The organism is Alcaligenes sp. EGD-AK7 (genome assembly GCF_000465875.3).
Classification (GTDB): Bacteria; Pseudomonadota; Gammaproteobacteria; order Burkholderiales; family Burkholderiaceae_B; genus Alcaligenes; species Alcaligenes phenolicus.
The window spans coordinates 326,778-353,390 of sequence record NZ_AVOG02000001.1 but is presented as its reverse complement, the minus strand read 5'-3'; the positions used below and the strand labels follow the sequence as shown (position 1 = coordinate 353,390).

The window sequence follows — 26,613 nt, the reverse complement described above, 5'->3', positions numbered from 1 at the left end:
TATGCCCCTGAAACCGGCCTCACACACGGTATCATTGATGTTTAAATTTATTTTTTTCGCTCAGCCATGACCGGAATGCCAGCCCCCTCCTCTTTCGCCCTGCCTGATTTGTGCGTCCTCCAGTTTCAGGGAGCCGATGCCGTGTCCTTTCTCCATGCTCAAGTCAGCAATGACTTGGAGCATCTGGCAGCCGACCGCGCCTGCATCGCGGCCTATTGCACCGCCAAAGGTCGCAGTTTGGCGACCATGGTCTTGTGGCGCGAACAGGACGAGACCGTCTATGCCCTGGTGCGCCGTGACCTGAGCGAGGCCCTGATCAAGCGCCTGCGCATGTTCGTGCTGCGCAGCAAAGTGACGATCAGTCTGGCCGAGTTGCAGGTTTACGGTGTAGCGGATCAATCCGCTGCCCAAGCGGTCTGGAATTTGCAGCGCGATGGTGACGACACCTTAATCCAAGCCCCCGGCGAGCTGGGCGGCTTGAATCGCTACTGGCGGATTTCTCCCCAGCAGGATACGAACGCTCAGGCTTCTGAGGGTCGTTGGGAAACGGCGGATATTTTGGCGGGCCTGCCCTGGATCAGCGCCGACACGCAGGATCTGTTCATTCCCCAGACTCTGAACCTGGACCTGATCGACGGCATCAACTTCAAGAAAGGCTGCTATCCCGGCCAGGAAGTGGTGGCACGCAGCCACTATCGAGGCACGATCAAGCGCCGCATGATGGCCGCCCGCAGCGCCATTCTGGACACGGCACCACAGGTGCAAGAAGCCGCCGATGTGTTCCTGGTCTCTCAAGATGCAGAGCCGGTTGCCGCTGCGCGCATTATCAACCGCGCCTGGCAAGCCGAGCAGCAGCGTCTGTATGTCTTGATGGAAGTGGTACTGGCGGACCTGGAACAAGGCCAGTTTCAACTGGAGCAAGGACAGGCGCTGGAATTGCAGCCCCTGCCCTACGCTCTGCCAGAACTTAGCTCTTCTGACGGTACAAATTAAGAATGCTGGAGAAATCCAGCCCTGCATTCTGACCCTGTGCGGCATGCAAGGCGAACAGGTTACGGGCCAGTTCGCCTAAGGGTGTCGCACTGTTTTGGCTCACGGCTGCATCGGCCGCCAAACCCAGGTCTTTCAGCATCAAACCTGTTGCAAACCCACCCTGATAATCACGCGAAGCCGGTACATCCGGCATCACGCCAGGCCAGGGGTTGTACAACTCGGTCGCCCAGTTACGGCCGGAGCTGCGCGCCATGATGGACGATAGCACTGCCGGGTCCAGACCGTGAGCAACGCCCAGAGCCAGGGCCTCGGCGGTACCTGCCATCAAAATCCCCAAGAGCATATTGTTGCAAATCTTGGCAACCTGGCCCGCACCGGCTTTACCAGCATGAAAAATGTTCTTGCCCATGGCTTCCAGGTAAGGACGCGCCTTTTCCAGCGCTGGATCCTCGCCCCCGACCATAAAGGTCAAAGTGCCGGCCATTGCGCCACCAGTACCACCGGAAACAGGCGCATCCAGCATCAACAGACCCAGCTTGGCCGCCTTGGCCGCCAGATCCTGGCTGGTTGAAGCATCAATCGTGCTGCAATCGACCAGCACTGTGCCGGGGGCCACGGCATGCAACAAGCCGTTCTCGCCCTCGTAAACCTGACGAACGTGGCGGCCAGCAGGCAGCATGGTAAAGACCATCTGCGCGTCTTTGGCGATCTGCACCGCCGACTCACCCACTTGCGCCCCCGCTGCCTGCAGCTCCTTCATGGCATCTGCATTCAGGTCAAAGACCTTCAGGCTATGGCCGGCTTTGAGCAGATTCAGCGCCATGGGTTTGCCCATATGGCCCAGCCCGATAAATGCAATTGTGTTACTCATTTTGTCTCCTCGTCATTATGAAAACGGCGCCGTCAGGCGCCGCAGCGGTCTGCCTGGATCACAGGTCAGCCAAGGGATGAGTCGTTTCTGCAGGCCAGGCGGGAACAAAAAAACGTTCCACCCAGCGGGCATCAGCCTGTTCCAGCGAGGCCGGATTCCAGCGTGGCTGTTTGTCTTTATCAATCAGCAGTGCGCGTATGCCTTCCTGGAAGTCACCCTGTACGCCACATTGCAGCGACACAATGTATTCCAGGCGGAAGACATCAGCCAAAGACAGGTGGTGTACACGCTCCAGCAGTTCAAAGGACAAACGAGCCGAACCTGGAGCACCTTTGGCGAAGGTCTGTGCGGCACGGGACAGCCAGGGGTCGGCACTGTCCTGCCACTGCTGCAAAGCCTGTGTAATGCGTTCAAACTCGCGACTGGCGCAGACATCACGCAGCATGGCGTAGTTTTGCTCCAACGGGCCGGTATCGGGGCGAGCGCCCTCTGCCAGACCACGCAGGACCTGATGCACGCAGCTATCACGAGCGTCACGTTCATCAGACCAGGTCGTGGCTTGCAAGGCCTTGAGCAAGGTATCGAAATGCACCCGTGGCAAGTAGGCATCGGCCAAGCCCAGGAACAAGCAATCCGAGGCGTTGATTTGCGCGCCGCTCAGTGCCAGGAAATGGCCGATACCCGCAGGCAGATGTGACAGCATCCAGGTGCCACCCACATCGGGGAACAGGCCAATGGAGATCTCGGGCATGGCAAAACGCGTGGTATCGGTCACCACACGATGGCTGGCGCCGTTGAACAAGCCCACGCCCCCACCCATTACAATCCCGTCACCCCAGCACAGGATAGGTTTTGGGAAGGTGTGGATCAGATAATCCAGGCGGTATTCCACATCGAAGAATTCGCGGGCGTACTCGTTATCCCAGGCCGAACCACCCTGGTTCTTTTGCATGGAGGCATACAGCGAATGCAGATCGCCCCCGGCACACAGGGCCTTTTCTCCGGCGCCATGCAACACGATCATGGCAATACTGGAATCCTGCGCCCATTCCTGAAACTGCTTGAACAGCAGCTGGCACATCTCCAAATTCAGCCCATTCAGGGCTTGAGGGCGGTTCAGCGTAGCAATACCAATCGCCTTTCCGTTCTGGCCGGGCAGGCGATCAAACAAAACAGAATCCGTCATCGAATATCAGCTCCAAGATCTATGATTTGTCGTGCAATGATGACACGCATGATCTCGTTTGTGCCTTCCAGAATCTGGTGCACCCGAGTATCGCGCACCAGTCGCTCAACAGGATAATCCTTCAGGTAACCATAACCGCCAAAGAGCTGTTGTGCATCCACGCAGGCCTGAAAACCCAGATCCGTGGCCATACGCTTTGCCATGGCGCAGTAGGTGCTGGCCTGACTACTACCGGCGTCCAGGTGCGAAGCGGCCAGGCGCACCATTTGGCGGGCGGCAACCACGCTGGTCAGAATATCGGACAACTTGAATTGCAGAGCCTGGAACTGGTCCAGATGCTTGCCGAACTGGCGGCGCTCCTGCATATATTGACGGGCAGCATCATAAGCACCCTGGGCGGCTCCTACCGAGCAGCAGGCAATATTGATGCGCCCACCGTCCAGGCCCTTCATGGCCAGTTTGAAGCCCTCGCCCTCCTGGCCCAGCATGGCCGAGGCAGGAACGCGTACGCGCTCAAAGGTAATGCCCCGTGTGGACTGGCTATTCCAGCCCATCTTCAATTCTTTACGACCGTAAGTAATACCAGCGGCATCGGCAGGTACGGCAAAAGCGGAAATCCCCTTTGCGCCGTCCCCTCCGGTACGAGCCATAACCACCAACAAGTCCGTGTCTCCGGCACCGGAAATAAAGGCTTTGCTACCGCTGATCAGATAGTCGTCGCCATCACGCTCGGCACGTGTCCGCAGCGAGGCGGCATCCGAGCCTGCGCCCGGTTCGGTCAAACAGTAAGAGCCTAGTTTCTGGCCACTGCTCAGCAGCTCGCCCCATTGGGATTTGACTTCGTCCGTACCCCAGGTGCCGACCATCCAGGTAACCATATTGTGGATAGTCAGAAATGCGGTGGTCGAGGGATCAACTGCCGCCATTTCTTCGAACACCAGGCTGGACTCCAGACGCCCCAGGCCCAGGCCGCCGATGGATTCCGGGGCATACAAGCCGCAAAAACCCAACTCGCCGGCTTTACGGAACGCCTCGATCGGGAAAATCTGCTCCTCATCCCAACGTGCCGCATGCGGTGCCAGTTCCCCTTGTGCGAACTCGCGAGCCGCTTGCGCAAAAGCGTTCTGATCGTCAGTCAGTATCATGTCTGTCTCCTTATTTTCACCCACCATAATGCGTGCCGCCCCCTTTAGTTGTCGTGCTGATGACAATCAGCCGTTTCATAGGGGGCAGTGCAAGGCAGGAGGCGACAGTCTAGCTGAAAGTAGCGGCCTGATGATCAGGCGCAGAAGAACTAGGTGCGGGCGGGTTTGCGGCGAGGTCTGGCGGCAGCGCGGGCGGCCAGCTTGTGCGCATAACGGCGACGGCGGGAATCCATGGGGTCAAAGACCAGCTCGCGATAGACTTCTACCCTGTCCTGATCCTGCAAGAGTTGGTCCAGCTGGCAGCGCTGGCCGTAGACACCGACGTGCAGCGCGTCCAGGCCCTGTTCATCGTCCAGCGGCGGCAAGCCGCATTCACGCAGGCCTTCGGCAATGCCAGCTTTTAACAGGGCATCACGCACACAACTGCCCGCAGGCAAATGCAGGGCGGCTTTCCAGACCTGCGCCTGGGTAGCCACAATCACGCTGACGGATAATTCAGTCACCGTAGACCTCTTGGGCACGGCGGGTGAAGGAGTCGATAAAGCTGTTGGCAACGCGGTTAAAAATGGGACCGACCACCATTTCCAGCGCGCGGCTGGAGAACTCGTACTCCATGGTGAACACGATCTTGCAACCGTCCTCGCCCAAAGGAGTAAACTGCCAATCCCCCGTCAAGGCCGAGAAAGGCCCTTTGACCAGGCGCAAGACAATCCGATTGGGATAATCGTGTTCGTTACGTGTGGTGAAGGTTTGACGAATACCCGCAATGCTGATGGTAACCGAGGCTTCCATCCCCTTTTCGTCACGCTGGTTGACACTGGCGCCACCACACCACGGCATGAATTCAGGGTATTTTTCCACCTCTGCAACCAGGTCAAACATCTGTTCGCAGCTATAAGGAAGGAGGACGGAGCGTTTTACTGTATGCATCAGGTCTGGTTAATAGATAGAATGTTCTGATTTTACAATCTATGGTTGGCAATTAATTCATGAGTATTGTTGATAATCGCAAGGCTACCCACGAATATTTTATCGAAGAGCGCTTTGAGGCCGGTCTGGTCTTGGAGGGTTGGGAGGTCAAGGCGATCCGAGCTGGGCATGTTCAGCTCAAAGAAAGCTATGTCATCGTACGCGAGGGCGAGCTGTTTATTTTAGGAATGCACGTCAGCGCTTTGCCGACAGCGTCCACTCATATCCGGCCCGATGCCACTCGTACACGTAAACTGCTGCTCAAAGCCGAAGAAATCAGCAAGCTGATCGGCAAGGTTGAACAACGAGGTTACGCCCTGGTTCCCCTGAACCTCCACTACAAGAAAGGTCGTATCAAGCTGGACTTCGGTCTGGGACGCGGTAAAAAACTGCACGATAAACGCGATGTTTCCCGCGACAAAGACTGGAAGCGCGAACAAGAACGCTTGATGAAACACGACACCCGCCGTAAGACGAATGAATAAAACGGGCTAAAAAGCCCGTTTTGTTCCAAATCTCAATGTAATTTAACACGAGGGGCGGCCCGTTTGCTGAGCAAGCGGCCCAAAGCCAAGGTTGCCGTTCGCGCAACCCCTAAAATCGCCATGTGGTGCATCAGGTGCAGACTCATGTACATGATGCGAGCCAGCAAACCTTCCACAAACCAGCTCTTGCCGGACAAGACCCCCATCAGGCTCCCTACCCCACGGCTGTGGCCCACGGAAACCAGTGAGCCGTAATCCTTATAGACAAAGGGTGCTTCATCCACAGGCTTGCCCTGGATGCGAGCGGCCAGACGTTTGCGCAAGTAACTGGCTTGCTGGTGCGCGACCTGGGCACGTGCAGGCAGGAACTGACCTTCCTTGTCCCAGGGCACTTGTGCGCAGTCGCCCAAGGCCCAGATATAGGGATCGGGTGTGGACAGACAGGAATCCAGCACCAGCTGATTGATGCGGTTCACGGGCAAACCCAACTGGCCCAAAAAGGCAGGGGCTTCAATCCCCGCCGCCCAAACGCACAAATCGTTGGGATATTGACCACCGTTCGCATCCTCGATGTGGTCCGCCGCCAGACGGCTGACCCGCACCGAGGTCCGTACCGCTACGCCACGCTGCTCCAGCAGGCTTTGAGCGGTAGCGGACAGCTTGGGCGGCAAGGCAGACAGAATGCGATCGGCGCCTTCCAGCAAGGTAATGCGCACTTCGCGGTCCGAACTGCTGCCCGGAATGCTGTAGATGCTTAAATCAGCACGGGCTTCCAGCAACTCGGCAGCCAGTTCCACCCCGGTTGCCCCGCCCCCGACAATATTGATGTACAGCGGTGCCCCCGGCTCACGCTGCGCGCGCCGTGTCACACTGATCAGCTCATTGAGCAATTTCAAACGGAAACGCTCTGCCTGATGGGTCGAGTCCAAGGCCAGCGCGTGTTCATGGGTGCCAGGCGTATTGAAAAAATTGGATTTGCTACCCACGGCCATCACCAGGGTGCCGTAGGACAGGCTGCGTTCCGGGAACACTTCTTCATGATCGGGCCCCAGGACAGGAGCCAGCGTAATACTGCGCTGCTCGCGGTCTATACCGGTCATTTCACCTTGAATAAAAGTGAAACCACAGTCTCGTGCCAGCATGAAATACGATAGCCCTTCGCGGTGAATATCCAAGGTGCCGGCGGCAACCTCGTGCAAGGACGGTTTCCAGATATGGTCACTGTCTTTGTCGACCAGAAAGATATGCTGACGCCCGAACTGACGTCCTAATTTGGCAGCCAGCTCCAGGCCACCTGCCCCGCCCCCCACGATCACCACTTGATACGACTGCGTAGTAGACATCCAGAACTCCTTGGGACTTGTCTTGAGCAAAGAGAGTATCAGAACCGCCGCCTTATACTTTAAATCAAAACAGATAAGGACTATAGCGATCTGTAGACGCCGCCAGGCGCGCCCAGAAGCGCCGGCCTGCGCTACCACCCGAATATGTGGCTCTTTTGCGCTTTAATAGGCCTTAGATCAAAGACTGGCGCAAACAAATAGGTCCAGCAGCAGTGCATGTCGTAAAATCAAGGGGTTTGGTCTTGCTTGCCCTTAACGATCGAAATAGAGCAGCAGCACAGCAGCTATTGATACGGTATGATGCTGACTTTGTCCTATTCACTTATTTTTTGCCTGCCATTATGCACGACGATGTTCCCCGAAAATCCCAACGCGCGACTCGAAAAGGGCGCGAACGCCGCGACAAAATCCTGGAAGTGGCTTCCGAGGTTTTTCGCGAGAATGGTTTTGAGGCCACATCCATGTCCCAAATCGCTGCGTTGGCAGGCGGCTCCAAGGGCACACTCTACAACTACTTCCCGTCCAAAGAAGACCTCTTGCTGGCTGTCCTGCTGACAGGCGCCCAGGACTTTACCGAACAGGTCTTGACCAAGCTGGACTGCGAAGGCGATATTCGCGAAGAGCTGAAGCGCTTTTTGCTGCCCATGCTGCGCAATCTTTACTCCAAGCAAACCGCCCAATTGTTACGTATCGTCGTCTCTGTAGGTGGCCACAGTGACATCGGCAAGCGCTTCATGGAAATGCTGGATGATCAGATCTGGGACGGCGTACAGTGCTTTTTTGCCCACCACATCGAGCGCGGCACCTTGCGCAAGCTGGACCCGGCATTGATGGTGGAACACTTCCGCTGCTTGAGCGAAGGCGAAATCGTCCTCCTGCTGATGGGTGCCATGGAACCCTGGAGCGAAGAACACATTCAAAGCGAAACCGAACATATTCTGGATATGTTCCTGCACGTTTATCAAAACGACACGGCAAACTAAGGCTGCATCAATCGGCGGCAACCGCTGATTGTCATTCCTTACGGTTCCCGGCTTTATGCTCTACAGCTGACAGCGAACCCTTCAAGACAATCTGAATCCATGCCGCCCGATCCAGGGCGGTGACGGCGACTCCTTTTTCCCCATCACTACCTTTCACCAGCTCCCTGCCCCTGATCGGTGCCGGTTGTCAGGATTGAACCTGTGCTTCTCACTGCCCTACACCACGAGCACTCGGCGATACCTGTACGAGCTCGCACACCGACTCCAGCCTGCCAATACGCCAACATAGACGCACTATCAGGCTAAAAGAACCACAAAACGAAATCGCCTGAGCACGCGCAGGAGCAAGAACAGAAGCGCTGGCAAAAGATGCGCCCCAAAAACGACAACACCCCGACATGGAAGCTCCATGTCGGGGTGTTGAATCTTGACTGGCTTGACCAGCTTACTGCCAGAGACGTTTCCCTGGCAGTGGCTTAGGTCTTGGTCTTAGGCCTTGGCCAGACGCTGCCAGGTGTCCACAACCGTGTCAGGGTTCAGCGACAGCGAAATAATGCCTTCTTCGCTCAGCCACTTGGCCAGATCGGGGTGGTCGCTAGGGCCTTGGCCACAAATACCGACGTATTTGTTTTGTGCCAGACATGCCTTGATGGCACGGCTCAACATGAACTTCACGGCTTCGTCGCGCTCGTCGAAGTCAGCAGCCAACAGTTCCATACCGGAGTCACGATCCAGACCCAGGGTCAGCTGAGTCATGTCGTTGGAGCCGATGGAGAAGCCGTCAAAGTACTGCAGGAACTTCTCGGCCAAAATAGCGTTGGAAGGCACTTCGCACATCATGATCAGGCGCAGGCCGTTTTCGCCACGAGCCAGACCGTGGGAAGCCAGCAGCTCAACCACACGCTCTGCCTGACCCAGGGTACGCACGAATGGCACCATGATTTCGACGTTGGTCAGACCCATTTCGTCGCGCACTTTCTTCAGGGCTTCGCATTCCATCTTGAAGCATTCTGCGAAGTCTTCGGACAGGTAGCGAGCCACACCGCGAAAGCCCAGCATTGGGTTCTCTTCCTCGGGCTCGTAGCGCGAACCACCCACCAGTTTGCGGTATTCGTTGGACTTGAAGTCCGACAAACGCACAATGACGGGCTTGGGGTAGAAGGAAGCGGCCAGAGTCGCAATACCTTCAGCCAGTTTTTCCACGAAGAAAGCACGTGGGCTGGCGTAGCCACGAGCCGCCGATTCCACCGCCTTTTTCAGGTCGCTATCCACATTGGGATAGTCCAGAACGGCTTTGGGGTGAATCGCGATGTTGTTGTTGATGATGAATTCCAGACGGGCCAGACCCACACCATCGTTCGGGATTTGCGAGAAGTCGAAAGCCAGTTGTGGGTTACCCACGTTCATCATAACTTTCAGGCCGATCTCGGGCATTTGGCCCCAGCTGACTTCTTCGATCTCGGTTTCCAGCAAACCGTCGTAAATACGGCCTTCGTCGCCTTCAGCACACGATACCGTCACTTCCTGGCCTTCTTTCAGCACGTCTGTGGCGTTGTTGCAACCGACCACGGCAGGGATGCCCAGTTCGCGAGCAATAATCGCCGCGTGGCAGGTACGGCCGCCACGGTTGGTGACAATAGCCGAAGCCAGCTTCATGATGGGTTCCCAGTTAGGGTCCGTCATGTCGGTCACCAGCACGTCGCCGGGCTTGACCAGATCCATCTCGGAGGCATCCGCCACAATACGGACTTTACCCGAACCGATCTTCTGGCCAATGGCACGGCCTGTGACCAGCACGTCGCCGGTGGCTTTCAGGCGGTAACGCTCTTGCACATCGTTGCTGCCTTGCTGGGACTTAACCGTCTCAGGACGGGCTTGCAGGATGTAGATCTTGCCGTCGATACCATCACGACCCCACTCAATGTCCATGGGACGCTGGTAGTGTTTTTCAATAATGGTGGCGTAGCGAGCCAGTTCGATCACTTCTTCGTCGCTCAGGGAGTAACGATTGCGCTCGGACACAGGCACGTCCACGGTACGTACAGCGTGATCGGTGGTACGACCTTCGTCAAATTCCATCTTGATCAGCTTGGAGCCGATACGGCGGCTGATGATGGGGTAGTGACCGGAAGCCAGCGTTGGCTTGTAAACGTAGAACTCGTCCGGATTGACCGAACCTTGCACCACGGTTTCGCCCAGGCCGTAGGAGGAGGTCAGGAAAACCACGTCCTTGAAGCCCGATTCGGTGTCCAGGGTGAACATCACGCCGGCGCTGCCCTTGTCGGAGCGCACCATACGCTGGATACCAGCGGACAGAGCCACTTCAGCGTGGGCGTAGCCCTTGTGCACGCGGTAGGAAATAGCGCGGTCGTTGTACAGGGAAGCAAATACGTGGTGAATCTTGCTCAGCACCTCGTCAATGCCCACCACGTTCAGGTAGGTTTCTTGCTGACCGGCAAAGGAAGCGTCAGGCAAGTCTTCGGCGGTTGCGGAAGAACGCACGGCAAAGGAACCTTTGCCATCGGCGTCCAGCTCAGCAAACGCGTCACGTACGGCTTGTTCAAACTCGGCTGGGAACGGAGTGTCGATGATCCACTGACGGATTTCGGCACCGGCAGCAGCCAGTTCACGCACGTCGTCGGCGTCCAGCGCGTCCAGACGCTGCTGAATGCGCTTGTCCAGATCCTTGTTTTTCAGGAAAACGCGGAATGCTTCGGCTGTTGTGGCAAAACCACCTGGCACGCGCACACCGGCATCAGCCAACTGGCTGATCATTTCACCCAGCGAAGCGTTTTTACCGCCCACTGTGTCGACGTCCGTCATGCGGAGCTTGTCGAAACCAATTACGTAAGACATAAGTCACCTTGAATAGAAAAAAAAGCGTGTTTGCTTAAGGCAGTGATCCCAGCAGCGCTGTCTGTGTGATCTGTCCTAAGCAAACCTGCCTTTCCATCCCCCGATTCGAGCGGTAAATGGTAATCTTGCAAATTGTACCGTTTCCCGAGCATTGTGCACGACTTATTCCATGTCTTCTTCTCCTATTGAGCGTACCGTCTTTGTCGTTTCCGACAGCACGGGCATTACCGCCGAAACTTTCAGCAACTCCGTCCTGTCGCAATTCGCTCAATTCGAATTTCAGGCCATCCGGATCCCCTTCATCGATACCATCGAGAAAGCCCAGTCTGTTGCTGATCGCATCAACCAATGCGCGCAGGAACAGGGCCAGCAGCCTCTGGTCTTCAGCACCCTGGTTGACCCCAAGATGGCGCATATCATTGGCGCTGCCAACTGCACCTTCCTGGACTTGTTTGGTGCCTTTGTACGACACATCGAACGCGCCCTGGGGGTGAAATCCAGCCGTTCCGTGGGCCGTTCTCACTCCGGTGGCATGTCCAAGCGCTACAACAACCGTATCGAGGCCATCAACTTCAGCCTGGCGCACGACGATGGTCAATACGTGAATGGTCTGGAACAAGCCGACGTGATTCTGGTGGGTGTGTCACGCTGCGGAAAAACGCCTACCAGCTTGTACTTGGCAATGCAGTATGCCGTCAAGGCCGCCAACTACCCCATCATTCCCGAGGATTTCCAGCGCGGTACCCTGCCCGCGACGCTGGCTCCTTACCGGAAAAAGATTTTTGGCCTGTCCATTCATCCAGACCGCCTGTCCGAAGTGCGTAATGAACGCCGTCCGGGTAGCAAATACGCCACCATCGAACAGTGCCGCATGGAAGTGGCCGAAGCCGAGCGCCTGATGCGTATGGAAGGTATCCCTTGGCTGTCCACCACCACCAAATCCATCGAGGAAATCTCCACCAAGATTCTGGATGATGTCGGTTTGGACCGCCGCTCCTACTAAGGATTGAACTCCTGGTCCAAGCGCCCCCCTTCGGGCGTATTCGGACAGCCTCAACATCAAGGCCTGAACCCGGTGTGATACCTGGCTCAGGCCTTTTTGTTTGCTGCGGGTACGGTAACAGGTCTGCTGCGCATCCACTTGCGCCTCTACGGGTGTCGGTTTGCCTATACCGGCTTGCATCCCCTATTGTTGCCCCATCTTAGACCAGCTTGCCCACCCAAACCTGCGGGTGCTGATCGGCCCAAGGCAAGGCTTGCTCCAATTGGCCAGCCAGCCCGAACAAAAGGCATTCCTGCCCATAGCCGGCTGTAAACATCATGCCTATGGGTAAAGAGGTGGCCACATCCTGCCCAGCAGGCACGGACATGGAGGGTGAACCGCTGATGTTGGCCAAAGCAGCAAAAGGCGCTTGCCGGAAGACGTGGGCAATCCAGCCCAGGCCATCCACCTGATCCTGTACCTTGTTGTACTCGCCCACCTTCATGGGCAGCGTAGGCACGGTGGGTGTCATCAGCACATCGTACTTCTGGAAATACGCCCCCAAATTCCGTGAAACTGTATTACGCACGGCAATCGCCCCCAGAATATCAATCCCGCTAATCTTCTTGCCGTAGGCGTAGGCCGCCAGCGTGGCCTGTTCCAGATACTCCTCGTTCACCGGGCGTCCTGTCGCCGCTGCAATGCTGTCTATCCATGCAGCCGTATTCACGTTCCAGAACTGAGCATTGGCGTGCACAAAAGCCTCCCAACTGACGCCGGAGTCAAACACCAGGGGCTCCACCTGATGGCCCAAGGACTCCAACACCGAGGCCATATCAATCGCCTTGGCCGCTATGGCAGATTGGGTTTTATCGCCGCTGGGCGGGTCCATCATCAAGCCGATACGCAAGGAACCCGGATTCTTCTTGACGGCCGATAAAAAGCTCTGCGGGGGCGCTGCGGTGTAATAGGGCTCGCCGATACCGGGACGACTAATCGCATCCAGCAAGGCCGCACTGTCTCGCACACTGCGGCTGACACCCAGATGGGCCAGCAGACCACTCCACACTTCATCTTGCTGAGGGCCGCTGGAGACACGCCCCCGAGTGGGCTTCAAACCAAACAGGCCGTTCACTGCTGCAGGGACACGGATAGAGCCACCGCCGTCAGTTGCATGCGCCACTGGCACCATCCCTGCCGCCACTGCAGCGGCCGAACCGCCTGTAGAGCCGCCAGCATTAAAAGCCGGGTTCCAAGGGTTCAGCGTAGGGCCTACGCAGCGCGCTTCCGTCGTGGTACTGATGGCGAACTCCGAGGTGGTCGTGCGCCCCAGCGTGACCAGTCCCGCCTCCTTGTAGAGGCTCATCAAGGTGCTGTCTGCATCCATCACCATATCTTGCGCCAGCTTGCTGCCCAGCTCGTAGCGCTTGCCCTTCATGGTGATCGCCAAATCTTTAATCAAAAACGGGACGCCGTAGAGTACGGAGTCCCGGTCAGCATGAGGGTCAATCTCCCCGTCCCAGCTCTCTACAACCGCATTGATTTTACTGTTCAAGGTGTCGACGGCTTTTTTGCCAACTTGGCTTAATTCTTGAACACTGATTTGTTTCTTGGCGACCAGCTCAGCAAGAGCCAGGGCATCATAGGTCGCGTATTCGCTAAGTTTCATTGTTGACCTCATCTGAAAAAGATTAGGAATCCAGCCGGATACAACGATGCAGCGATAAAGGGAGGGAAAGACGGCTCTGCACGAGCCGCTAGCAGACAAGCGTCTACTGCGCCAGGCACTCAGTACTAGCGTACCGATAAGCAGGCGCCTTACTAGATGATTTACTTGATTTTACAAGTGGAGACAAGTGCCAGATCAAGACAGAATTAGCGCTTACAGGCTAACTCTGCTTGATGCTGTGAAATAAAGCCGCTGGAACTAGCGGCTGTGCTGACGACGTTGCTCGTACAGGCACAGTGCGGTGGCAATGGCCACGTTCAAGGACTCAACACCGGGCGCCTGGGGGATAAACAGGCGTTGATTTGCCTTAGCCAGCAAGGCCGGGCTGACACCTTGGCCCTCATTACCAAAAACCCAAATCCCTTGGTCTGGCAGGCTGGACTCGTACAGGTCCTGGGTATCCGGGCCCAGAGAAGTCACCAGCACCGGCAAGGCCGCTTGTTCAAGCAATGCTACGCCATCGACCTGCTCATGGATTTGAATGGAGAAATGAGCGCCCTGCGCACTACGCAGCACTTTCTGCGACCAGACGCTAGCACAGCCCGGTGTCAGATACACCGCTTCCAGGCCCACCGCTACGGCAGTGCGCAGTACCGTGCCTACATTGCCCGGATCTTGCACCTGATCCAGCAAGATGGCGCGTTTCGTGGGAGCCGTCCAAGTCTGTCCACGAGGCACGCGGACAATAAAGCCTATGCCCTGCCCCTGACCTACTTGGGACACCGCATTCATCAACGTGGCATTGAACGTCACGCTGCTATGGCCTGGCAAGAAACGCGCCAGTTCCAGCAACTCGTCGGAGTGACGGTCCATCTCGAAAACAGCCAGTTCCGGCAAACCACGGCGTTCCAGCCACATTTGGCACAGATGAATGCCTTCCAACCAAATCAGCTGATCCCCCCCGTCCAGCTCGCGTTTATCGTGAGCCAAGCGCTGTACTCGTTTGAACAGCGCATTATCTTTGGATTCAATCAGCCTCATTGTCTTCAACTTACCTAACTAAAGATGCGCGTACCGGCGCGAAACTTCGACGATGCTCGGGACAAGGTCCGTGCTGGGACAAACGATCCAAATGCAAGGCCGTCCCGTAGCCTTTATGCTGGTCGAAACCGTATTCAGGATAGTCTCGGTGCAATTCCAGGCAGACCGCATCCCGCGCTGTTTTGGCCAAAATCGATGCGGCCGCAATGGCGGCATGGCTGGCGTCGCCTTTAATGATGGCCTCTGCCGGACAACAAAGGCCGCCTGGAATGCGATTGCCATCCACCAAGGCTTGTTCCGGTTTGACGCTCAGGCCATTACAGGCCCGCTGCATCGCCAGCATGGCGGCGTGCAAGATATTGATGTCATCAATTTCTGCCACAGTAGCACTGGCAATTTCCCAGGCTAAGGCTCTTTCCTTGATCAACACAGCCAGGGCTTCACGTCGCTTGGCGGTCAGCTTCTTGGAGTCGTTCAGGCCTTCAATGGGATTGTTCGGGTCCAGAATAACGGCAGCGGCAAAAACGGGACCGGCCAAGGGACCACGTCCTGCTTCATCCAGCCCCGCCACCAAACCTGCCGAGACATCACTGACTAATAAATCCAGCTGCTTCATGCACGCGCCATATTCAAAATGACCTCAGCCGCCAAGGCGGGGGTGTCCCGACGCAAGGTCAAATGCATCTCGGTAAAGACCTGCTCGATATGAGCTACATACTCCTGATCGCTCAAGGCTTTCCAGCACTCTTGCGCCAGCTTCTGGGGTTCGGCATCTTCTTGCAGTAGTTCAGGCACGACAAAATCGCGAGCCAGCACATTAGGCAAGCCCACCCAAGGCACATACGGTCTGTCCTGGCCGGACTTCCAACGTATGATGCGCTCCATCATGGGGCTGAGCACATACGAAATAACCATAGGACGCTTGTACAAGGCCGTTTCCAGGCTGGCGGTACCGCTGGCCACCAGCACCGCGTCACTGGCCTCCATCACCGTCCAGGCGGGTGGACGGACCACTCCTTCCGAATCCGGCTGACGAATACCCGCTGTGTTGGCATCAATAATGTGCAAGTTACGGATAGGATGCTGAACCAGAGCCTCTTCAAATTCCTGACGGCGCTTGGGATTGACCATGGGCACCAGAATCATCAGATCCGGGTCCTGGTCCTGCAAAATCTGTACGGCCTGCAAGAAGCGCGGCGACAGCATCTTGACCTCGGAGGAGCGGCTGCCAGGCAACACGCCCAGAATACGACCCGTCTCGGGCAAACCCAGGCGACGACGAGCGTCGGCCTTGTCCGGCTGCAAAGGGATATTCGCTGCCAAGGGATGGCCCACATAGGTCACCGGAATGCCTTCCTTTTCGTAGATCTCGGTCTCGAAAGGAAACAGCACCAGCATATGGGAAACCGCTTCGCGGATTTTGTGGATACGCTCGTAGCGCCAGGCCCAGATCGAGGGCCCCACAAAGTGCACCGTAGGCACACCAGCCTGACGCAAACGATGCTCCAGGCGCAAATTGAAGTCCGGGGCATCAATACCCACAAACACATCGGGACGCTGCCGCAACCATTGATTGCGCATGCCCAAATAGGTGGAGACCAGACCCGGAATACGTTTGAGCGCCTCGACGTAACCAAATACCGTCAAGGCGTCCATAGGATAGTATTGGTGAAATTGCTGGGAGGCCATCTCGGGGCCGCCTATGCCTTCTACCTGCACGCCAGGACTGCCTTGGCGCAGCCCTTGAATGATGCGAGCCGCCAGCAAGTCGCCAGACGGCTCCCCGGCCACCATTCCTATACGCAGATCCCGCTTGGCCCCTGTTTGCCCCGACCCGTCTGAACGTGCCGCTAATAGGCTGGAGGCGCTGCTCATGGTCGGCAAATACCCCGGCTGGAGTCATTCAAGAAGTCGATCATGACCTGAACCGCGGCACGGCAGTCAGGCTGCGTTTCCTGCAAGGCTTGCATTTGCTCTACCGCCTGCTCCACCGTCAGCTTGCGACGATACAGCAGCTTGTAGCTTTCCTTCACCGCCGAAATCGCTTCAGCCGAAAAGTTGCGACGGCCCAAGCCTTCACTGTTGACACCGACAGGACGGAAAGGATCGCCTGCACCGATGACGTAAGGAGGGATATCCTGACGCACCGAGCTGGTACCACCAATCATGCTGTGCGCACCGATACGACCGAACTGGTGCACGGCAGTCAAACCGCCCAGAATGGCCCAATCGCCAATATGTACGTGGCCGCCCAGCTGGACGCTATTGGCAATAATCGTGTGATTGCCAATCTGGCAATCGTGAGCAATGTGGGTGTAAGCCATGATCCAGTTGTCATTGCCAACACGGGTCACGCCTACATCCTGCACCGTGCCGGTATTGATGGTGACGTATTCACGAACCATATTGCCATCGCCGATTTCCAGGCGAGTCGGTTCTCCAGCGTACTTCTTGTCCTGCGGCATGCCCCCGATGGAGCAGAAACGGTAGAAATGGTTGTTGCGACCAATCGTGGTCACGCCATCTATCACGCAGTGAGGGCCCACTTTGGTGCCCGCCCCTATCGTGACATTGGGCCCGATAATGCTGTAAGGCCCGACCTCGACATCATCTGCAAGCTGAGCGCCTGCTTCGATGATGGCCGTTTCATGAATACGCATAAACTATTCTTCCAATTGACGGATAGCACACATAATTTTGGCTTCGGCAACCACTTGGCCATCGACCAGGGCGCGGCCTGTGTACTTGCACAAAGCGCGGCTGATGCGGTCAGCCGTCACTTCCAGACGCAACTGATCGCCTGGCATCACGGGCTTGCGGAAACGCGCGCCATCCACACCGACCAGGTAATAGGCCAGTTTGTTGTCCACTTTGGCGTACGGATCCTCGGGATCGGTAAAAGAGAACAGTGCGGCTGCCTGAGCCATGGCTTCAATGATCAAGACCCCAGGCATCACCGGCATATGCGGAAAGTGACCTGTAAAAAAGGGTTCATTCATCGACACGTTTTTAATGGCGACGATGCTCTTGCCGGGCACCAGTTCCAAGACGCGATCGACCAGCAGCATCGGGTAACGATGAGGGAGGCGATCCATAATTTGTCGAATGTCGAGTTCCATGTCCTGTCCTGCTTATTTTTGTTTATTGATATGTTCAGATGATTCATTTGCCCCATCCGCCTGCTGACGTTCCAAAGAACGCAGGCGACGGCGCAAACCGCTCAATTGTCCCAATACGGCAGCATTTTTCTGCCAGTCCTGGTGTCCTGCAAAGGGATAAACCCCGGTATAACGTCCGGGCTGGCTGATGTTGGAGGTAACAGCCGTACCACCAGAGACGTGCACGTCATCCCCCAGAACCAGGTGTCCCGAGAGCATCGCTGCCCCGGCAATCGTACAACGTGCCCCGATCTGGGTAGAGCCGGCCACCCCCACACACGCCGCCATGGCGGTATGCTCACCGACCTGCACGTTATGACCGATCATGATCTGGTTATCAAGCTTGACGCCGTTGGCCAGCACCGTGTCGTCCAGTGCGCCGCGATCCACCGTGGTATTGGCACCGATTTCAACATCGTCACCAATACGTACATGACCGATCTGCGCGATCTTGGCCCACGCCCCCTTCCCTTTCACGGGATCCGGTGCGAAACCAAAACCGTCCGCGCCCAGCACCACACCCGAATGCAGAATGGCGCGTGCGCCAATATGCACCTGATGGTAAAGAGTGACACGTGCGTGCAGCAAGCAGTCCTGACCCAAGGTGGAGCCTGCGCCAATTACGCAATGCGCGCCCAAACGGGTGCCCCGTCCGATCTTGACACCGGCCTCGATCACACAGAATGGCCCGACCGACACGCCTTCGCCCAAGTCAGCGCTGGGATCAATCACCGCACTGGGATGAATGCCCTGAGGCAAATCCGCCATGCGTACCTGATCAAAACGTTGCGCCAGCAGCGCGTACATCAGATAAGGTTGCGAGCACAAAACCGGGATAAAGGACGGTGCAAAGCCCAGACCTTCATAGACTTGTGGCGTCAGAATCACCACCGCAGCAGAGGTCTGCTCCAGCAGATCCTGCATCTTGGGATTGGACAGAAAGCTGATTTCCTCCGGGCCCGCAGAAAGCAAAGAGCCTAGGCCCCGAATCCGGGGCATAGGCTCTTTAATGCCTTCTGGCAGCTTGCAATCCAGTCCGGTCTTGTTGATGGCGTCTATAAGTTCAGACAGCTGTACAGCCTGATCAACGTTCAGCAATACCGGCATAGTGCATCAACCGCCCAGTGCTTTCAGAACTTCCTCGGTGATGTCCACACGTGGGCTAACCGTAACGGCGTCCTGAATGATCAGGTCGTAGCCTTGGGAGTCAGCAATACGCTTGATGGCGGCATCAGCCTGCTCAACAATGGCCGAGAACTCTTCGTTGCGGCGACGGTTGAAGTCTTCCTGGAATTCGCGACGCTTGCGCTGCAAATCGGAATCCAGATCAGCCAGCTGACGCTGACGCTTCACACGGTCAGACTCGGACAGAACAGGAGCGTCCTTGTCGAACTTCTGAGCTTGCGAACGCAGGTTGTTGGCCATGCGCTCCAGTTCTTCGTCGCGACGCTTGAATTCTGCTTCGATTTTGGTCTGGGCAGCTTTGGCGGGCTTGGAATCACGCAAGATACGCTCTGTGCTGACAAAACCGATTTTGGTCTGTGCCTGAACAACAGGTGCAGCGGTCATGGCGCCGACACCCAGCGCGGCAGCCAGAACGAGCGCTTTATTGCCACGCGACAAGCTGCGGGCGATGTTTGTAAGTTTTAATGCGATGTTTGACTTCATGAAAAATCTACCTTGCTAATTAGGCTGCAGAATAGTGCAATTGTGCCACTAAACACGAACATCAGAAAGCGGTACCAATCTGGAACTGGAAGGCTTGTTTGTCGTCACCTTCCTTGGCGCGCAAGGCGCGACCGTAGGACAGCTGCAAAGGACCGAGCGGGGATTCCCACGACAAGCCCAGACCTGCAGCGTACTTCCAACCGCATGGGTCTTCCGACAAACGATCAGGGCGACCCATTGCACAACCACCGCTAGTGTTGTCGACCTTACCGGCATCGGCAAAGACGAACCAACGTAACGTGCGGTCACGTGACGCGCCCGGGAAAGGCAGGTACAGCTGGGCGTTGGCGATCATGCGACGCGAACCACCCAGGTAGTCACCGGTCAAGGTGTCTCGACCACCCAAGGATGCGCCTTCATAGCCACGTACCGAACCGATACCACCGGCGTATACGTTCTTGATGACCGGGAAGGTCTTGCCACCAATGCTGCGACCATAGTCAATGGCACCATTCAGAGCCAATGTATACGCACGACCCAATGGAATGTAGTGCTGGTGGCTGGCGCGCAGCATGTAGTAGCGCAGGTCCACGGTACCCATATCCGCCGACAAGCTGGTCAGGCTACCCTTGTTGGGAGCAATCGCGCTGTCACGGGTATCTTTGGACCAACCCAGATTAAAAATAAACGTATTGGTGCGCTCACCGTACTCGTTCACATAATCCTGATAGGCACGTGGTGTGTACTGGGGGCTCAGGCGTGAGAGCTTGTTCTGCTCAAAGTTCACACCCATGAAAATACGGTCGTACTCGGAAATAGGCACGCCAAAGTTCAAGCCCGCACCAATTGCGGTGTTCTGGTAATCACCCCAACCATCATTGGACTGGTAAGGCGTAGTACGACGGTAGTAAATCGAGGTGGTTTTGCTGATGCCGTCACCCGTCCAGAAAGGATTGGTGTGGCTGATCACCGCGGCACGGTTCACCTTACTGGTATTGACCTGCAAGGACAGACTATTACCGCTACCGAAGATGTTGTCCTGGCTGATACCTGCCGACAACATCAACTTGTCAGTGGAGCCGTAACCAATACCCAGGTTAACCAAGCCAGTAGGCTTTTCTTTCACGTCCACGTTTACGTCGACCTGGTCAGGCGAACCGGGCACAGGCTTGGTGTTCACGTCCACTTCATTGAAGTAGCCCAGACGGTCAATACGGTCACGCGAGAACTTGATGGCGTCCGAGTCATACCAGGCCGCTTCTTGCTGACGCATTTCACGGCGTACCACTTCATCACGGGTACGGACGTTTCCGCCTACCTCGATACGACGTACATACACGCGACGACCGGGATCGACGTAGAAGGTCAAGTCAGCCGTGTGATTTTCGCGATCCAGAACCGGATTCGGGTTGGCATTGGCAAACGCATAACCCAGGCCACCCAGGTATTCGGTAATCGATTTCACAGTGGCGCTGGTTTTGTCCGAGGAGAAGACCTCGCCTTCTTTCTGCTGCACCAGAGGCTGGATCTTGTCCTCCAGACCCAGCAGATCACCCGCCAGCTTGACACTGCTCAGTTTGTAGGGCTGGCCTTCGTGGATGGTCAAGGTGATGAAAATATCTTTGCGATCCGGGGAAATCGAAACCTGAGGTGCCTCGGCGGAATACTCCAGAAAGCCGCGGTTCAGGTAGTAGGAGCGGATGCGCTCCATATCGCCTTCCAGCTTCTCGCGGGAGTACTTATCGGTGCCGGTGTACCAGGTCATCATGCCCGAAGTCGTCAGTTCCATCTGATCGAGCAAGTCACCTTGCGAGACGGCTTCCGTACCGACGATGCGGATTTCCTTGATCTTGGCCAGACCGCCTTCAAAAATGTCAAAGCTGACACCGACGCGGTTACGTGGCAAGGGCGTGATGATGGGTGTGATTTCCACACCGTACTTGCCCTTGGACAGGTATTGTTGTTTCAGCTCGAATTCGGCACGTTCCAGCATGGAACGGTCAAAAACCCGGCCTTCTCCAAAGCCTACCTGAGCCAGGGAGTTGGTAATATTCTTCGCATCGAACTCGCGCATGCCATTAAAGGACACCGACGCGATGGTTGGGCGCTCTTTGACGTTGACGATCAGCACATTGGTGCTGGTGTCAATTTGCACGTCGCTGAAAAAGCCTGTGGCGTACAAACGCTGAATCGCGTCTGCGGCCTGCTCTTCCGAGAAGGACTCACCGACCTTGACAGGCAAGGACGAGAACACGGCGCCGGGGTCGACCCGCTGGATGCCGTTGACTTGAATATCGCGCACGACAAACGGTGCAAATGCATTCGCCAAGGCGGGAGCAAGCAGACTTGCCACCAATACGGGCAGAACACGCAACGCAAAAGTAGGTTTCCGGCTAAACGACATCCTGGACAATCCTTGGTCGGTCAAATGGTTGGAAATTGTATGCCACCCGCCCTCAACTGAAAAGGCGGGTGATGTCATTAAAAAAAGCAATACTCATCAGCAGGGCCAACAAGGCCAGGCCCAGGCGCTGACCGACAAGCATCATACGCTCCGAAGCGGGCTTGCCGCGCACAGCTTCGATGGCATAGTACAGTAGATGTCCCCCGTCCAACATAGGTACGGGCAACAAATTCAGTAAACCGATGCTAATACTGATCAAGGCCAGGAAATTCAGGTAGGCGATCAAGCCAATACGTGCTGTCTGGCCCGCATAATCCGCAATAGTAACCGGCCCGCTGACATTACGTACAGAGACTTCCCCCGTAATCATGCGCCCGATCATCTTCAAAGAGAACCAGAAGGTCTGCCCGGTACGGGTAAATCCGCGTTCCACGCTCTCGATCGGCCCATAACGCACCAGTGTCATGGGCATATCCATAGCCACTTTTGCACCGATACGCCCCTGCGCATTGGCATCACCTTCAGGAGCGAGGAGCAGGCGTTGAATTTCGCCGTCCCGCAGCACTTCAAGCTCCAGTGTCTTGCCTGCGGATTGTTGCACCTTTTGAACGAAAGCCGTGATCCCGGGCTCGATCAAATCATCCAGCCGGATAATAAGGTCACCCTCCCGCAGGCCTGCCTGTTCGGCTGCCGTATCTTTAAACACCTCTTGGACGATGGATCGCGCCGGACGCAGCATCAATCCTGCCTGGGCCATCAAGTCCTGCCCGTCTGGCAAAATCTCGCCCGCCGGTAATCTCAAGTAACGATTTTTTTCCTGTCCAAGCGGGTCCTTGACGCCCACTTCCAGCTCGCCACCCGAGGACAAGGCATCCATAAAGGCCCAACGCGCCTGCAACCAGGAGTCCACCGGCTTGCCATCGACAGAGACCAGGCGATCTCCAGCCTCGAACCCAGCTTGTGCGGCGGGTGTCCCTTCTGGAACGGGGCCAATTTGCGCAATAGGCTCTTGAGTACCCAGCAAGCCCACAAAGGCATAGATCACCACGGCCAGAATCAGGTTGGCCATCGGGCCCGCCAGCACAATCGCGGCACGTTGTCGCAGGGGTTTGTGGTTGAAAGATTCGTCGATCTGCGCCTGCGTGGCATGAGCAGGCGGATCATTTTGCATGGCGACGTAGCCGCCCAAGGGCAAGGCCGAGACGGCCCATTCGGTGCCATTCTTGTCAGAACGGCGGTACAACACCTTGCCAAAACCAATCGAAAACCGCTCTACCCGTACCCCGCAACGACGGGCCACCCAGTAGTGGCCCAGCTCGTGAAAGGTCACCAGCACGCCCAACGCCACCAAGAAAGCCAGCACGGTAAAGAGCATGTTAAGTCCTGTTAAATACGCGCAGAGCTTCGACAGTAATCCAGCGCCAGCGAACGGGTTTCGCTATCGAGCTCCAAGACCCCGTCCAGAGCATCCAAGGCCTGGCTGGCACGGCCATTGAGCTTGTCCAGACAATGCTCGATCACAGCCGGAATCTGAGTATAGCCAATCTGCCGCTCCAGGAAGCGGTCTACGGCGATTTCATTGGCGGCGTTCAAGGTCACGCAGGCGGCCTGACTGCTGCGCAAGGCATCATAGGCCAGTCGCAAACAGGGGAAACGCAGAAAATCGGGCTGCTCAAAATCCAGACGTCCCATTGTGGCCAGATCCAGCAAGCCTACGCCGCTATACAAACGCTCCGGAAAGCCCAGACCGTAGGCAATCGCCGTACGCATGTCAGGCTGACCCAATTGCGCCATGACGGAACCGTCTATGTACTCGACCATGGAGTGAATCACGCTTTGCGGATGCACCACCACATCAATCTGGTCAACAGGCACTGAAAACAGCCAATGCGCCTCGATTACTTCCAGACCTTTATTCAGCATGGTGGCCGAGTCCACCGAAATTTTGCGGCCCATGCTCCAGTTAGGATGCGCGCAGGCCTGCTCGGGGGTCACTCCCTCCAGCTCGGACAGATTGCGCGAGCGGAAAGGTCCACCGGAAGCGGTTACCAGAAGACGGCGCAGAGCCGCAACTGGCTGACCGGGTTCTGGCGGAGGCTCACCCGCCAGGCATTGGTAGATGGCGCTGTGCTCAGAGTCAATGGGCATCAACTGCGCCCCACCCTCTTGCACGGCTTGCATGAAGATACGACCTGCGGCAACCAGCGCCTCTTTATTAGCCAGCAGCACACGCTTGCCAGCACGTGCAGCGGCCAGGGCCGAGGGCAAACCTGCGGCGCCGATAATCGCGGCCATGACAGTAGTGACTTGCGGATCGGCAGCCGTGTCGGCCAGCGCCTGAGCACCTACCCGAATCTCTGGCAAGGCACCGCCCTGCCACGCGGCCAGAAAGCGGCTACGCGCAGCTTCATCCGGCACGAGGACAACACGGGCTGCGCTGTTACGAGCTTGCTCGGCCAACAGCTCCATGCGAGTGTGGCCGCTCACGGCATAAACCGCCATCCGATCGGGATGACGAGCAATCACATCCAGTGTGCTGATACCAATAGAGCCAGTGGCCCCTAACACACATACATGCTGGAAACTCATGAGTTCTTCCTTGACGCAAACACTTTGAATCCACGCAGGACTAAAAGAGCCACGCCCCACTTAGCAGCAAGGCCACGGGAGCAACCGGCAGCAAGGCGTCGATACGGTCGTACACCCCACCATGACCGGGCAATAATTGACTGGAATCTTTAACAGCGGCACGACGCTTGAGCAGGGACTCGAACAAGTCACCCACGATAGACAGAGCCGCCAGCGCAAGGCCCAAAGCAGCCGTGGCGACCCAGCCCCAGCGCTGCTGCACATCGGCACCGAAACTGCCGGCCCAATTTGCGCTGATCAACATCCATGCAGCAGCGGCAACCATACCACCGAGCGCTCCAGCCCAGGTCTTGCCAGGGCTGACACGCGGGGCCAGCTTGGCTTTACCGAAGGCACGTCCAGCGAAATAAGCAGCGATGTCTGCCACCCAGATCAGGACCAGCAAGGAGAGCACATAGACAATGCCCTGCGTATGCAGGAACAGATACAGGCTGGCCCAGGCAACCAAAGGAGCCAGTACACCCATCACGCTGAGCAAGACCCCTTGCGCACGCTGTGTGGCCTGAGCTTGCAGCACCAGCCCGGTAGCGCCGACGACCCACAAGACCGCCATCAGGGGCACCAGACCACGGTAGACCAAATCGGCCGCCTGCCCTTGCGGGCCGGTGTGATACCAGTGCACGCTTAGCCACAGCATCAAGGCACCGTTGAGCATGGCCAGGGGCCAGGCCCAACGCTGCTGCTCCTGGGTCAAACTCAGGCGCTCCCATTCCCAGCAAGCCAGCGTACTCATCAGGACAAAAATAGCCAGCAATGGCCAGCGCACGGGGGCAAGCATGGCCGCGCCCAGAATGACCAGCAGGATCAGGGCGGTGATGACTCGTTGTTTCAACATAGATAAGGCTCCGTCAAGGCGCGGGGCTACCCTGCACCTGGGCACTGGTGCGCCCAAAGCGCCGCTCGCGCCCACGATACCACTCGAAGGCTTGCTCCAGCTGCGCCCGGTCAAAATCCGGCCAGTACGCGTCTGTAAAGTACAGTTCGGTATAGGCCATCTGCCAGATCAAAAAATTGGAAATGCGGCGCTCTCCGCCCGTGCGGATGAACAGATCCGGTTCGGGGGCGTAAGACATCGCCAAATAGGGACTGAACATGGCCTCATCCAGTTGTTCAGGATGATCGACCAAATGGGGATTGGCAGCCAAGGCCTTTCGGGTCGCCTGCAAAATATCCCAACGACCACCGTAATTGGCGGCAATCGTCAAATGCAAGGTGTCGTTATCACGCGTTTGTTCTTCTGCATCGGCAATCAGCCCGCGCAATTCTTCGCTAAATGCGGATAGCTCACCAATAATATGAAGTCGGACGCCGTTTTTTTTCAGTGTTGCCACTTCTTTTTGCAGCATCTTGACGAACAGCCCCATCAACAGAGACACCTCTTCAGGAGGGCGTCGCCAGTTCTCGGAGCTGAAAGCAAACAGGGTCAAATAACGCACGCCGAGCTCGCCACAGGCCTCGACAATACGCCGGACGGTTTGCACACCACGCAAGTGCCCTGCCGTGCGTGGCAAAAGACGACGGGTTGCCCATCGTCCATTGCCGTCCATGACAATCGCCAGGTGGCCAGGAACCTGACCGTGTTCCGGAATAGTTTGGGTAGAACTGAAAGAAATCACCTAGCCACCTGTGCAAAAGCCGTTAGACCGTCATGATCTCGGCTTCTTTCTGGGCGATCAGCTTGTCGACTTCAGCCACATACTTGTCGGTCAGCTTCTGGATTTCGTCCTGGGCGCGACGCTCGTCGTCCTCGGAGATTTCCTTGTCCTTGACTTGCTTTTTGAGCGTGTCATTGGCGTCACGACGCAGGTTGCGAATGGCGACCTTGGCATCTTCGCCTTCGCCACGCACCACTTTGGCCAGATCGCGACGGCGCTCTTCGGTCAGCGCAGGCATGGGCACACGAATGCTCTCGCCCATCGAGATGGGGTTCAGACCCAGCTCGTTGTCACGAATGGCTTTTTCAATCGGGCCAGCCATATGCTTTTCCCACACTTGCACGTTCAGCGTGCGAGCATCCACCACCGTGATGTTGCCCACCTGGCTGACCGGCACCATGGAGCCGTAGTACTCAACCTGAATGTGATCGAGCAAGCCTGCAGTAGCACGGCCAGTGCGAATTTTGGCCAGGCCTGTCTTGAGAGACTCGAGGGACTTACCCATCCGGCTGTCGGTCGATGCTTTAATCTCGGAAAGACTCATGGACTAAATTCC

The 26,613-nt window shown here is 56.7% G+C and carries 25 protein-coding genes; 4 read left to right on the top strand and 21 right to left on the bottom strand.

All coding sequences use genetic code 11. From position 1 onward, the window contains the following. Window positions 1-141: 141 nt before the first annotated feature. Entirely contained in the window at window positions 142-993 is an 852-nt protein-coding gene (gene ygfZ, locus N879_RS01610) for a CAF17-like 4Fe-4S cluster assembly/insertion protein YgfZ (protein ID WP_235484221.1), read from the top strand. Here ygfZ and mmsB read toward each other — a convergent pair. The 5 genes from mmsB to N879_RS01585 all read right to left on the bottom strand — a co-directional run bounded on the left by mmsB (window position 968) and on the right by N879_RS01585 (window position 5,125). Then, on the bottom strand, window positions 968-1,864 hold the full coding sequence (mmsB, locus tag N879_RS01605) for a 3-hydroxyisobutyrate dehydrogenase (RefSeq protein ID WP_009454117.1): 897 nt from the start codon (window positions 1,862-1,864) through the stop codon (window positions 968-970). The genes ygfZ and mmsB overlap by 26 nt on opposite strands. Before the next feature lie 58 nt (window positions 1,865-1,922). Continuing rightward, window positions 1,923-3,050, bottom strand: coding sequence for an enoyl-CoA hydratase/isomerase family protein (locus N879_RS01600; protein WP_009454118.1), 1,128 nt, complete (start codon window positions 3,048-3,050; stop codon window positions 1,923-1,925). Continuing rightward, entirely contained in the window at window positions 3,047-4,195 is a 1,149-nt protein-coding gene (locus tag N879_RS01595) for an acyl-CoA dehydrogenase family protein (protein WP_021446562.1), read from the bottom strand. The genes N879_RS01600 and N879_RS01595 overlap by 4 nt, the downstream gene beginning before the upstream one ends. A gap of 149 nt (window positions 4,196-4,344) precedes the next feature. After that, complete coding sequence (locus N879_RS01590) at window positions 4,345-4,698, bottom strand: RnfH family protein (protein ID WP_009454120.1); 354 nt, start codon at window positions 4,696-4,698, stop codon at window positions 4,345-4,347. Continuing rightward, window positions 4,691-5,125 carry a type II toxin-antitoxin system RatA family toxin gene (locus N879_RS01585; protein ID WP_009454121.1) on the bottom strand — a complete coding sequence of 145 codons (435 nt, stop codon included), beginning with the start codon at window positions 5,123-5,125 and terminating at the stop codon, window positions 4,691-4,693. The genes N879_RS01590 and N879_RS01585 overlap by 8 nt, the downstream gene beginning before the upstream one ends. A 59-nt stretch (window positions 5,126-5,184) precedes the next feature. Here N879_RS01585 and smpB point away from each other — a divergent pair, with 59 nt between their 5' ends. Beyond that, window positions 5,185-5,649, top strand: coding sequence for an SsrA-binding protein SmpB (gene smpB / locus N879_RS01580; RefSeq protein WP_003799781.1), 465 nt, complete (start codon window positions 5,185-5,187; stop codon window positions 5,647-5,649). 32 nt (window positions 5,650-5,681) lie between these two features. On the opposite strand, the gene N879_RS01575 is transcribed toward smpB, so the two are convergent. Then, window positions 5,682-6,992, bottom strand: a complete 1,311-nt coding sequence (locus N879_RS01575) for an NAD(P)/FAD-dependent oxidoreductase (RefSeq protein ID WP_009454122.1) — start codon at window positions 6,990-6,992, stop codon at window positions 5,682-5,684. A 341-nt stretch (window positions 6,993-7,333) separates the two neighbouring features. Between N879_RS01575 and N879_RS01570 the strand changes: the two genes are divergently transcribed. Next, window positions 7,334-7,975, top strand: coding sequence for a TetR/AcrR family transcriptional regulator (locus N879_RS01570; protein ID WP_235484220.1), 642 nt, complete (start codon window positions 7,334-7,336; stop codon window positions 7,973-7,975). 489 nt (window positions 7,976-8,464) lie between these two features. Here the strand turns inward: N879_RS01570 and ppsA are convergent, their stop codons facing one another. Then, entirely contained in the window at window positions 8,465-10,831 is a 2,367-nt protein-coding gene (gene ppsA, locus N879_RS01565; protein ID WP_021446560.1) for a phosphoenolpyruvate synthase, read from the bottom strand. Window positions 10,832-11,000: 169 nt separating this feature from the next. Here ppsA and ppsR point away from each other — a divergent pair, with 169 nt between their 5' ends. Further along, window positions 11,001-11,834, top strand: coding sequence for a posphoenolpyruvate synthetase regulatory kinase/phosphorylase PpsR (ppsR, locus tag N879_RS01560; protein WP_009454124.1), 834 nt, complete (start codon window positions 11,001-11,003; stop codon window positions 11,832-11,834). A 199-nt stretch (window positions 11,835-12,033) separates the two neighbouring features. Here the strand turns inward: ppsR and N879_RS01555 are convergent, their stop codons facing one another. From N879_RS01555 to frr, 14 genes are all read right to left on the bottom strand, one after another. Then, entirely contained in the window at window positions 12,034-13,482 is a 1,449-nt protein-coding gene (locus N879_RS01555; RefSeq protein ID WP_021446559.1) for an amidase, read from the bottom strand. 258 nt (window positions 13,483-13,740) lie between these two features. Continuing rightward, complete coding sequence (locus N879_RS01550; RefSeq protein WP_009454126.1) at window positions 13,741-14,523, bottom strand: TrmH family RNA methyltransferase; 783 nt, start codon at window positions 14,521-14,523, stop codon at window positions 13,741-13,743. Between the two features lie 10 nt (window positions 14,524-14,533). Then, window positions 14,534-15,139 (bottom strand): ribonuclease HII, encoded by a 606-nt coding sequence (gene rnhB, locus N879_RS01545; RefSeq protein ID WP_009454127.1) that lies wholly within the window; start codon window positions 15,137-15,139, stop codon window positions 14,534-14,536. Then, window positions 15,136-16,317, bottom strand: coding sequence for a lipid-A-disaccharide synthase (gene lpxB / locus N879_RS01540; RefSeq protein ID WP_009454128.1), 1,182 nt, complete (start codon window positions 16,315-16,317; stop codon window positions 15,136-15,138). The genes rnhB and lpxB overlap by 4 nt, the downstream gene beginning before the upstream one ends. Window positions 16,318-16,394: 77 nt before the next feature. Further along, the gene (gene lpxA, locus N879_RS01535) at window positions 16,395-17,183 is read right to left on the bottom strand and encodes an acyl-ACP--UDP-N-acetylglucosamine O-acyltransferase (protein WP_021446558.1); all 789 of its coding nucleotides are present in this window, start codon (window positions 17,181-17,183) and stop codon (window positions 16,395-16,397) included. A 3-nt stretch (window positions 17,184-17,186) separates the two neighbouring features. Continuing rightward, window positions 17,187-17,642 carry a 3-hydroxyacyl-ACP dehydratase FabZ gene (gene fabZ / locus N879_RS01530; RefSeq protein WP_003799758.1) on the bottom strand — a complete coding sequence of 152 codons (456 nt, stop codon included), beginning with the start codon at window positions 17,640-17,642 and terminating at the stop codon, window positions 17,187-17,189. A gap of 12 nt (window positions 17,643-17,654) precedes the next feature. Beyond that, window positions 17,655-18,788, bottom strand: coding sequence for a UDP-3-O-(3-hydroxymyristoyl)glucosamine N-acyltransferase (lpxD, locus tag N879_RS01525; protein ID WP_021446557.1), 1,134 nt, complete (start codon window positions 18,786-18,788; stop codon window positions 17,655-17,657). A gap of 6 nt (window positions 18,789-18,794) precedes the next feature. Then, window positions 18,795-19,349 carry an OmpH family outer membrane protein gene (locus N879_RS01520; protein ID WP_003799754.1) on the bottom strand — a complete coding sequence of 185 codons (555 nt, stop codon included), beginning with the start codon at window positions 19,347-19,349 and terminating at the stop codon, window positions 18,795-18,797. Between the two features lie 61 nt (window positions 19,350-19,410). Further along, window positions 19,411-21,753, bottom strand: coding sequence for an outer membrane protein assembly factor BamA (bamA, locus tag N879_RS01515; protein WP_009457011.1), 2,343 nt, complete (start codon window positions 21,751-21,753; stop codon window positions 19,411-19,413). Window positions 21,754-21,805: 52 nt separating this feature from the next. After that, window positions 21,806-23,128: an RIP metalloprotease RseP gene (gene rseP, locus N879_RS01510; protein WP_021446556.1), complete on the bottom strand. Its 1,323-nt coding sequence runs from the start codon at window positions 23,126-23,128 to the stop codon at window positions 21,806-21,808. Between the two features lie 11 nt (window positions 23,129-23,139). Beyond that, the gene (locus tag N879_RS01505; RefSeq protein WP_009457012.1) at window positions 23,140-24,342 is read right to left on the bottom strand and encodes a 1-deoxy-D-xylulose-5-phosphate reductoisomerase; all 1,203 of its coding nucleotides are present in this window, start codon (window positions 24,340-24,342) and stop codon (window positions 23,140-23,142) included. Window positions 24,343-24,382: 40 nt separating this feature from the next. Further along, window positions 24,383-25,237 carry a phosphatidate cytidylyltransferase gene (locus N879_RS01500; RefSeq protein WP_009457013.1) on the bottom strand — a complete coding sequence of 285 codons (855 nt, stop codon included), beginning with the start codon at window positions 25,235-25,237 and terminating at the stop codon, window positions 24,383-24,385. A gap of 13 nt (window positions 25,238-25,250) precedes the next feature. Then, window positions 25,251-26,015 carry a polyprenyl diphosphate synthase gene (uppS, locus tag N879_RS01495; RefSeq protein ID WP_035271876.1) on the bottom strand — a complete coding sequence of 255 codons (765 nt, stop codon included), beginning with the start codon at window positions 26,013-26,015 and terminating at the stop codon, window positions 25,251-25,253. Window positions 26,016-26,040: 25 nt separating this feature from the next. Continuing rightward, window positions 26,041-26,601 carry a ribosome recycling factor gene (gene frr, locus N879_RS01490; protein WP_009457015.1) on the bottom strand — a complete coding sequence of 187 codons (561 nt, stop codon included), beginning with the start codon at window positions 26,599-26,601 and terminating at the stop codon, window positions 26,041-26,043. Window positions 26,602-26,613: the final 12 nt, after the last annotated feature.